The organism is Pseudoalteromonas sp. SR41-4, from assembly GCF_014163985.1.
In the GTDB taxonomy this organism is placed as follows: Bacteria; Pseudomonadota; Gammaproteobacteria; order Enterobacterales; family Alteromonadaceae; genus Pseudoalteromonas; species Pseudoalteromonas rhizosphaerae.
Map to the genome: position 1 here is coordinate 76,933 of NZ_JACJEI010000017.1, position 13,251 is coordinate 90,183.

Genomic DNA, 13,251 nt, shown 5'->3' on the forward strand with positions numbered 1-13,251 from the left:
ATTAGGACCAAGCGTCTGCTACAAATAAATACCCTTTACCCCACACAGTTTTGATCCTGCATGGGTTATTAGCATCATCACCAAGCTTTTTTCTTAATCTAGATACAATAATATCAACACGGCGATCAAACCCGTCATAATCAATACCACTGAGTTGATTAAACAGCTCCGCACGGCTAACAACTTGACCTGCAGATTGCGCTAGATACCAAAGTAAATCAAATTCGTTAGATGAAATTGCAACAGGCTGATCGTGTAGCCTAGTAGCACGAGAATTAGCATCAATACTCAACTGACCAATTTGTATATGATTTTCGGTTAGATTTGCAGTGTTATGATGGGTTTTTAAGCGTCGTAACAAAGCTTTAATTCGAGATAGCAATACCCGTGGTTTCACCGGTTTTGTTACATAATCATCAGCCCCTAATTCTAACCCCAAAACTTCGTCCATTTCATCATCACGGGCAGTCATCATTAAAATAGGCCCATGATAAAAGTTACGTACTTCTTTGCATACATCAAAACCATCTTTTACAGGCAACATAATATCTAACACAACAAGTTCTGGAATATCGCTTTTGATTAATTCAACCGCCATATCCCCCCGATTAACTAAAGTAACCAAATAACCATGTTCAGTTAAGTAATCACTAAACCATTCGGCCAAAGACATATCGTCTTCAACTAACATTATATGCTGAGGATTTGTCTGTTCGATCAAAATAACTTCCACCTTGATTTAGGCCGTTTAGAGGATTCAAATACCCATGACACTGTAATAATAACCGTAGCGATATTGTTATTCTGTTTACTTTTTCGAAGCGCGTAGTGACGAGTTGAATCTGATTGAAAATCAAAACTGAATTCAGCATTGTTGACTTGCGTCCAACATTCTACGTTACGCAACTCAGACAGCTCGACTAAGCAATAATCGCCAAGCTCTTCTTGATGCCATTTAAAAGTAACCTGCTGATAACACGTTTGCCCTTTTCGCAGTGCAACACAACGCTTAGGTGTAACAAGTAATTCGTTTTCTTTGCGCGAATGGTTCGCTGCGTATGCACTACTCATTGCCAACTGAAACAGAAAAAATAAGCCCAAGTAAATAATAAGTTTACTCTGTAAGCTTGTTTGATTAGTTAGCGTCATTGTTTATCCACTTAAAATACATAACTAATGCTTGAACTTATACCAGTATAAAAGTCTTGTTGCTTACTAAATAGCGGGCTTTCGTTGTAACCGAATTCCGAACCAAAGAAAACTTCTGCACGCAGCAATACGTTTTCTGAAATAGGATAAGTTAAGCCTATTGATGAATCAAAATTGAGGGAGGATTTGCCGTCATATGCTGCAAAATTAGTCCTTGCAGCTTCTTCTTCTGAAACGCCATAATAATAGTCATTAAGCTTGGCTTGGCGAAACGACAGCGCGAAAATGCTATGAAAGTTCAAGTTTCTTATTTGCCAGTTGCGACCAATGAGAGCAGAGGCTACAGCACCGCCATTTCTGCTCGTTAAACCTTGTTTAAGAGTCAATTGCACAACATTTTCACCAATGTAGCCCGTTAATCGACCTCCGATCATAGTGTTCACATCCCGCTCTTCTATACCTTCAAAATTAACTTGGTTTTCTTTTTTTCTTAACCCTGAGCCTGGTCCTGTTAAAATAACATCGAATGACCAGTTTTCTCTATTGTATGCGGTGTAGCCAAAAACAAGTGAATCAGGCGCTTGGTTGGCAAAATCGACAAAAAAGTTATGCCAATTATAACTTCCGATGAGTGTGATACCGATATCAAGATCTTCTTTATCATCAACATTAATAATTGAACGATTAAAAGCATTTAGTCCTAAACCGACTTCAAAAAAATTTTCAGGCTCACTGCTTTTATCGATATTTAAACCAATCTCTCTTGTTAAGTCTGCGGCATAACTAAAAGACGAAAAACAAAATAATAAAATAACGACTAGTAGGTGTTTGAGCGGTGAATACATTTACGCCGACTTCCTTATTGATTAATCACCCATCCATTATATTCTTTGATACCTAAAAAAACGTATCAAGATGCTGAGTATGTAACAAAATGTAGACTCTAAGATTACATTAGCTAAAATAAAAGTACCTAAATAATAAACAACCTAGTTAATCTAATCAATTTAAAAAATTGCTTAAGTACAATTGATAAACCTAAATTAAGCTAATAAGAAGTTTTGCTAGGAAGATGGCGGTGCAGCTATAACTGATCGATAGAGCTGCGACCTAACTTTTACTTTTAATATGACCTGTAAAATATTTTCTTTCATTACTAATATCGGGCCTCTAGTCATCACTCGGCCCACTAATTTAACCAAGAGTAAATCCTTGGTTATGTGTAGATAATTCTAAAATCAAAAGGACTTACTGTCACACTTTTGATAAACTGCCCGCTGAAATAGGTGGCGAGGAAATATGCATGTGGCTTGAAACGCTTAGGCGTCGCTTGGCAAAGCCAAAAACATCGGTGCAATTGTGCTTACTCGGCGTAAGTGCTGGACTCATTGCGGCGTTTTTGATCATTCTATTTCGCTTAACGATTCTATTTTTCCAAGGTTTGTTCCTTGAAAATCCTGACGATTTTACTACCTTACCGCCTCTTGAGCGGGTTTTAATGCCTATTATTGCTGCCTTTTTAATTGCGCTATTTGCTGCTTTGACTGGTTTTAAACATTATCGATTAGGTATTCCCTTTGTTATTCACCGTATTAAACGCCATTACGGGCAAATGCCGTTATACAACACGGTAAATCAATTTGTCGGTGGTGCACTGGCATTGATCAGTGGTTTCTCGGTTGGCCGTGAAGGGCCATCTGTACATATGGGCGCAACCGGTGCAAGTTTGCTGGCCGATAAATTACATTTGCCTCATAACGCCATGCGGACACTCAGCGGTTGCGGGGTTGCAGCTGGTATTGCCGCATCATTTAATACACCACTTGCAGCTGTTATTTTTGTGATGGAAGTGGTGCTTAGGGAATACAAAGTACATATATTTGTGCCAATAATGCTCGCTGCAGTCACTGGTGCACTGGCGACGCAGTTTGTATTTGGTGACGCATCAGAATTAGCACTGATCACAGTGACGGCATTAAGTGGCTGGCACTATCCATTTTTAATCCTGTTTGGTATGGCTTTGGGCGCGGTTGCTTATGCTTTTAACCAAAATCTAATGTTGATCATTCGTACCTTCAAACCTTTGAGTATGTTTCCACGTTTATTGCTGGCAGGTCTGATTGCTGGCGGCATTGCTTATATGGTGCCACAAGCGATGGGTTCTGGTATGAGTGCAATAACTTTGGCCGTAGAAAGCCCTGATGATGTGCAACTATTAACCACTATTTTAATTGCTAAATTACTGGCGACATTATTTGCCATTGGCTTGGGTATTCCCGGCGGGATCATTGGCCCAGTGATTGGTTTAGGCGTACTGATGGGCACTTTAATGGCCTTTTTTGCACAATTTATTAGTCCCGGCGTTGATATCTCTGGTACTTATAGCGTCTTAGGCATGGCAGGCTTATTAGCTGCCACCTTACATGCTCCACTGGCTGCTTTAACTACGGTAATGGAGTTAACCTCAAGTCCTGAAATAATCGTGCCGGCCATGTTAGTTATCTCAGCGGCATACGTCACCGCATTACAAGTATTTGGCAATCGGTCGATATTTTTACAGCAGCTCGACTTTCAAGGTTTAGCCTATCATGTCTCCCCTGCCACCGAAGCACTGCAAAAAGTCGGGGTGATGGACGAGATGGATGAAAACTTCAAACTACTCTATTCAGATGATAAAGAACAAATAGAAAGCACCTTAAATGCTGTTGATAGCCAAACCCCGTTAATTGTTTATGATCCTGAAAATGGTTATCGCCTTGCAGAATATGATTTAAGTTTAATGTCAGATCAAAATATTTCGATTAACTACATCAGCTTGCAAGGGATCAGCAGTCAAGCTACTTTGGCCGATGTGTTTGATGTATTAAAAGATAAGCGCAGCGGAGCTGTGTATATTTATAACTTACTCGATAATCAACAAATTATGGGAATAATGCGCTGGGATCAGATCCGCCACATTCTTACCATACGTAATAGCTTACTGTAACTAACAATAAGAGAACATTATGAGCGCGCTACTGATCTATAAAGCCTTACATGTATTTTTTATGATTGCCTGGTTTGCTGGCATATTTTACTTACCCCGCCTCTTTGTTTATCACGCTATGAGCGAAGAAAAGTCCTGTAACTCCATGCTCAAAGTGATGGAGCGACGGTTACTGTATTTTGTGACGCCATTTGCAGTACTAACGGCGGTGTTTGGCGTGCTGACAATTGTTGAATATGGCCGCGACTGGTTTAAATACAGCATGTGGATGCACTACAAACTAGTATTAGTGATCGTGCTATACATTTACCATGGCTATTGTTTTAAATTACTAGCGGACTTTAAACACGACCGTAATACTCGCAGCCACCGCTTTTATCGTATTTTTAACGAACTACCGGTATTAGTGCTATTAGTCATCGTATTTTTAGCTATAACTAAACCCAGCTTGTAAAATTTGCTATATACCCAAACCACTTCAAGATGCAGAAACTCGCTTCTTGAGGTGGTTTGGGTATAATATCGCGCGATTGCGTGCCCATCGATGATGGTTGATCGCGCCCCTTTTCAATGTGATAGGAACAGCCCCCATGTTAAGTTTCCAAGGTGAAAATATTCTTTCTGTCAATCAGCTCGATCGCGACTGTATTGAACGTATTTTTGCAGTAGCCAAAAAAATGGAGCCGTATGCTAAAAAGCAAAAACGCACCAATGTATTAGAAGGCGCAATCTTAGCAAACTTATTCTTTGAGCCAAGTACCCGTACCCGCGTAAGCTTTGGTACAGCCTTTAATTTATTAGGTGGTTTGGTTCGAGAAACAACGGGGATGCAAAGCTCTGCATTAGCCAAAGGCGAGTCTTTATACGATACCGCGCGCGTTATTTCAGCTTACGCCGATGCGGTCGCTATGCGCCATCCTGATGCAGGCTCAGTGGCTGAATTTGCTACTGGCTGCTCAGTGCCGGTGATCAATGGTGGCGATGGCCCTAACGAGCATCCAACTCAAGCATTACTTGATTTATTGACAATTGAGCGTGAGTTACATCGCTTCGATCAAAAAATAGATGGTATGCATATCGCCCTTGTTGGTGATTTAAAATACGGTCGTACCGTGCATTCATTATCAAAATTATTATGTCATTATAAAGATATAAAATTTTCGATGGTGGCACCTGATGGCTTACAAATGCCTAGCTATATTCTTGATGCCGTCGATAATGCGGGCCATAAAATTGAAATCGTCGATAAAATGGAAGGTAACTTAGCCGCCGATATCGTCTATCAAACCCGTATCCAAGAAGAACGCTTCCCATCGCAAGAAGAAGCCAATAAATACCGTGGTGGTTTTAGAATTAGCCAATCAATTTATAACACCCACTGCAAACCAAACTCCGTGTTAATGCACCCATTACCACGCGATAGTCGTATAGAAGCCAATGAGCTTGATAACGATTTAAACCTTAATGACAATTTAGCTATTTTCCGCCAAGTACAAAATGGCGTGTTAATTCGCATGGCGCTGTTTGCATTGACACTCGATGTTGCCGATAAAGTAGAGCAATACGAAGTTGCTGTGCCTTGGTTTAGCCGTAAACGCGATAGTTAATTTTAACGTGACAACTAATAGGATTTTTTATGACAATTAGCCAAGATTTATTTGCCCGCGCACAACAATCGATTCCCGGTGGCGTTAACTCTCCAGTACGTGCATTTAATGGCGTTGGCGGCACACCGCTATTTATTACCAAAGCCCAAGGCCCATTTACATTTGATGCTGACGGCAACCGTTATATTGATTATGTTGGCTCATGGGGCCCGATGATCATGGGTCATAATCACCCAGCTATCAAACAAGCAGTGCTTGATGCGGTAGAAAATGGCCTAAGTTACGGTGCGCCAACAGAAGCTGAAATTCTAATGGCTGAAAAAGTAAAAGAGCTAGTACCATCAATCGAAAAAGTTCGTATGGTAAGTTCTGGCACAGAAGCGACCATGAGTGCAATTCGCCTTGCTCGCGGCTTTACTGGCCGCGATAAAATTTTAAAGTTTGAAGGCTGTTACCACGGACATGCTGATTCATTATTAGTGAAAGCGGGTTCTGGCGCATTGACTATGGGCGTACCAAACTCGCCAGGTATCCCTGAAGATTTTGCCAAACATACATTAACTGTTTCGTTTAATAACCTTGATGAAGTAAAAGCTATTTTTGCCAAATACGCTGACGAAATCGCCTGTATTATCGTAGAGCCAGTTGCTGGTAACATGAACTGTATTCCACCAGTACCAGGCTTTTTAGAAGGCCTGCGTGCAGTATGTGATGAATATAAATCAGTGCTTATTTTTGATGAAGTAATGACCGGCTTTCGCGTAGCCCTAGGTGGTGCACAAGCCTATTACAACATCATTCCAGACTTAACCTGTTTAGGTAAAGTGATTGGCGGCGGCATGCCAGTAGGCGCGTTCGGCGGTAAAACTGAGATCATGGATTACATCGCTCCTGTTGGCCCAGTTTATCAAGCAGGCACTTTATCAGGTAACCCAATTGCCATGGCTGCGGGTCTAAAATCGCTAGAGTTACTGTGCGTTGAAGGACTACATGCTGATCTTGAAGCAAAAAGTAAAGCAATCTGTGAAGGTTTTGAAGCCGCAGCAAAAGCTGCAGGGATTGCTCTTACAACTAACTATGCCGGTGGTATGTATGGTTTCTTCTTTACTGAACAAGAGAAAGTAACCACTTACCAACAAGCTACCCATTGCGATTTAGAACGCTTTAAAAAGTTCTTTCACTTGATGCTTGAAGAAGGCGTGTATTTAGCGCCATCAGCATTTGAAGCTGGTTTTGTTTGCTCTGAACACTCTGAGCAAGAAATTGCCGATACAATTGCAGCAGCAAAAAGAGCTTTTGCTAAGCTTTAAACTATTAAACATAAAAAAGCCCGCAAGGGCTTTTTTTATGTCTAAAATAAATACCTGCTCCAGTAATTACTTTACTGACAGCTAGGCCTTGGCTCAAATTCACTGGCTCTAAGTGGCAGTTGAATTACTTTACCGCAGCCCGGTGGCGCTTGCTTACCCGTTAATTCATTAATAAAAGCCCAGCGAATTGAAGGCGGACGAGTATCTGCTATTGCCTCAGGGTTGAGCGGCTTAAGATAACGAATATACGTTTCTAATGCACCAACACTACCCGTTAAGCCTGTACTTTTATTATCATCACGACCAAGCCAAGCAACGGTTACTGTATTTTGATCAAACCCTGCATACCAACTATCACGTAGATCATTACTGGTGCCCGTTTTACCAGCCAGCTGAATTGATGGGAAATGGGCATTTAAACGTTTAGCAGTGCCATCTTTGGTGACTCGCTTCATCGCGTATTTAGTCATATAAACAGCGGCTTTATCAAAACGCGGTTCAGAACTAACTTGGTGCTGATAAAGCACACGCCCAACAGAGTCGGTTAATGCCGAAATAGATGTTAATTGACGGTATTCGCCATCAGCCGCCAACGTGGTATAAAGCTGTGCGACTTCAAAGCTCGACATTTCAACGGCACCAAGCAGTAATGATGGATAATGTGATATTTGCTCTTTAGCGCCGAGTTTATTGAGTGTGTTCGCTACTTTATCAACCCCGACATCAAGCCCCAAGTTGACCGCAGGAATATTGATACTTTGACTAAACGCTTTATATAGTGGCAGCATACCGCGATATTGATGATCAAAATTCTCTGGTTGCCATACTTTGCCTTGCTCATTAGTCACTTGTACTGGCGAGTCATCTAACAAAGTAGCTAAGTTATAGTGCGGTAAACCCAAAGCTGTTAAATACACAGCCGGTTTAACTAACGAGCCTATGTTGCGCTTAGTATCAAGTACGCGGTTAAAACCTAAAAAGCGCGGATCGCGTCCCGCAACTAAAGCAGATATACCGCCTTTCTCTACATTCACTGAGATCATCGCCGCTTCAAGCTGCTCTGTCGTGGCGCGTTTTTCAAGGTAAGGTAGGCTTTTTTCAATTGCCTCTTCCATTGCCGCTTGTTTTTGGAGATCAAAGTAAGTGAATACACGCACGCCCGCATCGAGTACTTCTTGGTCCGGTAGTAATTTTTTCAGCTCACGATCCACCAGCTCTAAATAACCAGGATACGATTTAGGCAAGCTGTCTTTCATAGGTGCAATATCAATTGGCCGCTTTAATGCAGCACGGTATTCGCGGGTATCAATTAATTTATTATCAACCATCAAACGTAGCACTAAATCACGACGTTCCATAGTGCGTTCAGGATAACGGCGTGGATTATAATATGAAGGGCCTTTCACCATCGCAACGAGTAGTGCAATTTGATCGAATTCAAGCTCATCAACAGGCTTAGAGAAGTAAAACTCAGAAGCTAAGCCCATGCCATGCACACCTTGGTTATACGATTGACCAAGGTATACTTCGTTTAGATAAGCTTCTAAAATTTGATCTTTTGAATAGCGATAATCTAAAATTAACGCGATCAACGCTTCGTTAAATTTACGGACCAGCGTACGATCACGGGTTAAATAAATATTTTTTGCCAGCTGCTGGGTTAACGTACTACCGCCTTGAACTGTACGCCCTGCTTTAATATTGCTGTATAAAGCCCGCATAATCGAAAACACGGATACACCGTGGTGCTGATAAAAGTTCTGATCTTCAACCACTAATAATGTATCTGTAAGCATCGGCGGGAATTTATCCAACGGCACAAACTCTCGATCTTGTTTTGAATCATTGCCTATGCGCGCAATTTGTACTGGCTCTAATCGAGCATTGTTTAAACGCCTGCCAAACTTATCTTTAATACTCGCGAGTTTTTGTCCTGCAAAGCGTAACTCAATAACCTGTGCTTGCTCTAAGCCATCATAAAATTCAAATTCACGACGGAAGATTTTAATACTATCGCCCGCTTTTACATACTGACCAGTTCGACTTAACTGATTGACCGATGAATAGTTTAGCCTATCAAGCTCCCACACCACTTCTTGGCTAGATAAGAATTGTCCTGGGTAAAAACCCATTGCTCGTGCATAAACTTGTGCTGGTAATTGCCATTTATTACCTTCAAATTGACGCGTAATTTTGGCATCTAGATAAATTAAATATAAGCCCATCGCAACAATACCAGCTAAGCTTAGTTTCCAAAAAATAGACCAGACTTTGCGACCAATTCCACGTTTTTTTATATTCGCTGCAGACGTATTTTTAGTCGAAGTTTTTTTCACCGACTTAGACGCTGTGCTTGGTGCTTTCTTTGCTGGGCGTTTTGATGGAGTTTTAGTGGAGCGGGAGTCTTTTTTATCAGCCATTGACGTTGCTATTTATTTCCAGAGTTAAATTTGCAGGTGCGAGCTTAGCATATAGCTATATACCCAAGCCACCTCAAGATGCAGAATTCAGCGTTTCACAGGGGCTTAATATCAAGGCGTTACTTTGCAAGAATGGTAATCCCTTTTAAGAAGTAACAACGCTGAGAGTAAGTTCCTGTGAAACGCCCAAGGGGTTGGTTTAAATGCGATTTATACTGCGTTATTGATTTTAGCAATAGAACCACTATTACTTGCAATCAATGCCTTACCTAAATCGCTTTTAATTCCAACTGAAACTCGCTTCTTGAGGTGGTTTGGGTATATTACACCTGCAAAATTAACCTTGACTGAAACTACTTGCTCCGAACTTTGGGCATTAAATCTTTTAACCTCAGTTGCGGTGGCTTAATTTTAGCGTGTACACAACCACAATGAGTGGATCATTGCCGGTATAAAAAATATAAAGCACAAGACAATATTAATAATCAAATCTTTACCCACACCCGCTTTCAAAAACACAGCAACAGGTGGTAAGAATATAGACAAAATAATCAGTAATAGTTTGTTATCCATGCTTAACCTTATTTGTAGTTGGACTAATTTTAAGCATAGTTACTTATTGTGATTTTTGCTGTTTTAATAAACTTTAATTAAAACAATTTAGCCTCTGCGTAAGTACAAAAAAAGCCCTAATCTAAATTAGGGCTTTGTATTGAACACACAATGATTTTAAAACTTTTTACTTTTAATTAGTTACTACGTACCGAAACAAACTCAGGGTAAGCATCAATGCCACAATCGTGTTGATCCATACCGTTTAGTTCTTCTTCCTCTGTTACCCGGATACCCATGGTTTTCTTAAGTATTGTCCACACAATAAGTGAAGCAATAAATACAAAACCTAAGATACATACTAAGCCAATTAACTGGTTCACTAGGGTTGCATCAGTATTTGATACTGGCACTAAGAGAATACCCAAGATACCGCACACACCGTGCACTGAAATAGCACCTACAGGGTCATCAATTTTAACTTTGTCTAGTGCTACAATGCTAAACACCACTAATGAACCACCTAAAATACCCAGTAAGCAAGCAAGTAAAGGTGACGGTGATAATGGATCAGCAGTGATAACAACCAAGCCAGCAAGCGCACCATTAAGTACCATAGTTAAATCTGCTTTACCCCACAACACTTTACAAACAAACAGTGAAGCAATGGCACCGGTTGCCGCAGCAGCGTTAGTATTTAACAATATTTTACCTACTGCAGTCGCGTTTTCAGCATCAGAGATAAGTAATTGTGAACCACCATTAAAGCCGAACCAACCCATCCATAAAATAAATGTACCTAATGTAGCCAATGGTAAGTTAGAGCCTGGAATTGGATAAATTTCACCATTTTTACCATATTTTCCTTTGCGAGCGCCGAGCATTAATACACCGGCAAGTGCTGCAGCAGCGCCTGTGCCGTGAACAATGGCAGAGCCTGCAAAATCAACAAAACCCATTTCAGATAAGAAACCGCCGCCCCATGTCCAGTAACCTTCAACTGGGTAGATAAAACCAGTTAACACTACCGCAAAGGCTAGAAAAGCCCACAACTTCATGCGTTCAGCAACCGCACCCGATACAATCGACATAGCGGTTGCAACAAATACGACTTGAAAGAAAAAGTCAGATTCTAAAGAATGATTAGCATCAGCGGCTTGGGTGCCAATAAGCCCACCTAGAGATGGAATTAAGCCACCTTCAGCGTTGTCTACATACATAATGTTGTAGCCAACTAGTAAGAACATGGTACATGCGATGGCATAGAGCGCCACGTTCTTAGTTAAAATTTCAGTGGTATTTTTTGAACGCACTAAGCCCGCTTCGAGCATGGCAAAACCTGCTGCCATCCACATTACTAAAATACCCGACATTAAAAAATAAAATGTATCTAACGAAAACTTGAGTTCTACGATCGTGTTTTCCATAAAGCCCCCTTAAATTGCTTCTTCATCTAATTCACCCGTACGGATACGGACAATTTGATCTAAGTCGTAAACGAAAATTTTGCCGTCGCCAATTTTGCCTGTTGATGCAATTTTGGTAATGGTCTCAACGACCCGTTGACAATTTTCGGTACGAGTAGCAATTTCCAGTTTAATTTTAGGAATAAAATCAACCTGGTATTCAGCTCCGCGATACAACTCTGTATGACCTCGTTGACGACCAAAACCTTTGACGTCAACAACTGTCATCCCCTCAATGCCTAAATCAGCTAGCGCTTCTCGCACATCATCTAATTTAAATGGCTTTATTATTGCACTAATCATTTTCATAGTGGCCCCCTTCGGACGCTTATTGTTATCCTGTTTGCTAAGACAATCCAACCTTTGTGCCACTATTTTTAACGTTTTAAAAACAACAAATTACATAATAAAAACAAATTAACCGCATAAAAAATGCACCATACAGGTGCATTTTTTTAACATATTAGCTGAACTGGTGCAGCAGCCTAGCTTTGTCTGACGACACAGTCTCTACTTTGTTCTTTAGCTTGATACAAAGCCTTATCAGCTAGGCGCATGGCACTTGTTAACGTAACATTTTGAAATTTTGTTAAACCTATACTTACCGTAATTGCAAATACATCACCATTGATCACAAAATCATACTCAGACAACCGCACTCTAAACGCTTCAAGTAAAGAGTACGCTTGTTCCAAATCTAAATTAGTTAATACAACCGCAAACTCTTCACCACCGACACGGGCAACGGTAAAATCTTTAAACGAACTGCGTAATAAAGACGCTACTTGCTTTAAAGCCTGATCCCCAGCTTCATGGCCAAATTTATCATTGATCGCTTTGAAAAAATCAATATCAAGTAATGCTAAACTATTGTTAGACGATGTTTCTTTTAGCAGTTTTTCGGCAAATTGATAAAAATAACGGCGATTATAAAGATTAGTTAAATCATCGCGAAAGGCACTTTCTTTAATATCTGCTATCAGTGACAGCTGCTCCATAGTCTGTAATACACGACAATGGAACTCTTCATTCATAAAGGGTTTGGTTAAAAAATCATTCGCGCCAAATTTAATAAACCGTGCAGATAAACCATGCTTACCCGCACCTGACAAACCAATAATAGCTAAATCATCACGACCACGAAAATTTCGCACCGCCTTAACAAGCTCAAAGCCATCCATTGTCGGCATCGCATAATCAGTTAGTAACAATTTAATCTCGGGATCATTTTTCAGTATTTTTAGAGCTTGCTCACCATCATGCGCATCTTGCACATCAAACAGCTGCTTTTCGAGCATTTGCTTCATTAATGAACGACTTAAAACTGAATCATCGGCGATTAAGGCTTTGCAACCTTGATTACGTAATAGCTGCGCCACTAATTTAACCGCATAATGATATGAATCACGATTATCTTTAATTACATAATCAACGACCCCAAGCTCTAATATTTGCTGGCGCTTATATTCATCGATGGTAGATGTTAGTACCACTGTAGGGATAGCTTGCGCCAAGGTATATTTAACAACTTCGCCATTCATCGCATCAGGCAGGGTTAAATCGACCAAAGCAAGTGTGTACTGATGCTTCGCAATGAATTCTTTGGTCTCGGCAAGTGACCAGGCAAAATCGACAGCAACATCAAGATAATGAGCTGATAAGTGTCGCAACACCTGCTGGACCACTTTACTATCTTCAACAACTAAAACTCTTTGCATATATCTTCTCTACACTTCAGGTGGACATTGCGAGGGTAAACTT

General features: G+C 40.6%; 12 protein-coding genes. 4 read left to right on the top strand and 8 right to left on the bottom strand.

Features of this window, described 5'->3' with window-relative positions:
• Position 1: 1 nt before the first annotated feature.
• Genes H5180_RS14470 through H5180_RS14480 form a run of 3 tightly spaced genes read right to left on the bottom strand, consistent with a single transcriptional unit; the run spans position 2 to position 1,994 of the window.
• On the bottom strand, positions 2 to 691 hold the full coding sequence (locus H5180_RS14470) for a winged helix-turn-helix domain-containing protein (protein ID WP_182731507.1): 690 nt from the start codon (positions 689 to 691) through the stop codon (positions 2 to 4).
• 26 nt (positions 692 to 717) lie between these two features.
• Positions 718 to 1,149 carry a DUF3019 domain-containing protein gene (locus H5180_RS14475; protein ID WP_259398234.1) on the bottom strand — a complete coding sequence of 144 codons (432 nt, stop codon included), beginning with the start codon at positions 1,147 to 1,149 and terminating at the stop codon, positions 718 to 720.
• A gap of 11 nt (positions 1,150 to 1,160) precedes the next feature.
• A complete protein-coding gene (locus tag H5180_RS14480; RefSeq protein ID WP_145241294.1) occupies positions 1,161 to 1,994 on the bottom strand; it encodes a MipA/OmpV family protein in 834 nt (277 codons plus the stop codon).
• 458 nt (positions 1,995 to 2,452) lie between these two features.
• Here H5180_RS14480 and H5180_RS14485 point away from each other — a divergent pair, with 458 nt between their 5' ends.
• The 4 genes from H5180_RS14485 (at position 2,453) to hemL (ending at position 7,052) form a co-directional block, all read left to right on the top strand.
• Complete coding sequence (locus H5180_RS14485; RefSeq protein WP_145241292.1) at positions 2,453 to 4,135, top strand: chloride channel protein; 1,683 nt, start codon at positions 2,453 to 2,455, stop codon at positions 4,133 to 4,135.
• A gap of 19 nt (positions 4,136 to 4,154) precedes the next feature.
• Positions 4,155 to 4,589: a CopD family protein gene (locus tag H5180_RS14490; protein ID WP_145241290.1), complete on the top strand. Its 435-nt coding sequence runs from the start codon at positions 4,155 to 4,157 to the stop codon at positions 4,587 to 4,589.
• Between the two features lie 136 nt (positions 4,590 to 4,725).
• Complete coding sequence (locus H5180_RS14495; protein ID WP_145241288.1) at positions 4,726 to 5,742, top strand: aspartate carbamoyltransferase; 1,017 nt, start codon at positions 4,726 to 4,728, stop codon at positions 5,740 to 5,742.
• A gap of 29 nt (positions 5,743 to 5,771) precedes the next feature.
• Positions 5,772 to 7,052 carry a glutamate-1-semialdehyde 2,1-aminomutase gene (hemL, locus tag H5180_RS14500; protein WP_182758454.1) on the top strand — a complete coding sequence of 427 codons (1,281 nt, stop codon included), beginning with the start codon at positions 5,772 to 5,774 and terminating at the stop codon, positions 7,050 to 7,052.
• Positions 7,053 to 7,123: 71 nt separating this feature from the next.
• Here the strand turns inward: hemL and mrcB are convergent, their stop codons facing one another.
• The 5 genes from mrcB to H5180_RS14525 form a co-directional block, all read right to left on the bottom strand.
• Positions 7,124 to 9,472: a penicillin-binding protein 1B gene (mrcB, locus tag H5180_RS14505; protein ID WP_145241284.1), complete on the bottom strand. Its 2,349-nt coding sequence runs from the start codon at positions 9,470 to 9,472 to the stop codon at positions 7,124 to 7,126.
• 411 nt (positions 9,473 to 9,883) lie between these two features.
• Entirely contained in the window at positions 9,884 to 10,045 is a 162-nt protein-coding gene (locus tag H5180_RS14510) for a YqaE/Pmp3 family membrane protein (protein ID WP_145241282.1), read from the bottom strand.
• Between the two features lie 176 nt (positions 10,046 to 10,221).
• Positions 10,222 to 11,451 carry an ammonium transporter gene (locus H5180_RS14515; RefSeq protein WP_145241280.1) on the bottom strand — a complete coding sequence of 410 codons (1,230 nt, stop codon included), beginning with the start codon at positions 11,449 to 11,451 and terminating at the stop codon, positions 10,222 to 10,224.
• A 9-nt stretch (positions 11,452 to 11,460) separates the two neighbouring features.
• Entirely contained in the window at positions 11,461 to 11,799 is a 339-nt protein-coding gene (locus H5180_RS14520; protein ID WP_016708666.1) for a P-II family nitrogen regulator, read from the bottom strand.
• A 176-nt stretch (positions 11,800 to 11,975) separates the two neighbouring features.
• Complete coding sequence (locus tag H5180_RS14525) at positions 11,976 to 13,208, bottom strand: diguanylate cyclase (RefSeq protein ID WP_182731495.1); 1,233 nt, start codon at positions 13,206 to 13,208, stop codon at positions 11,976 to 11,978.
• Positions 13,209 to 13,251: the final 43 nt, after the last annotated feature.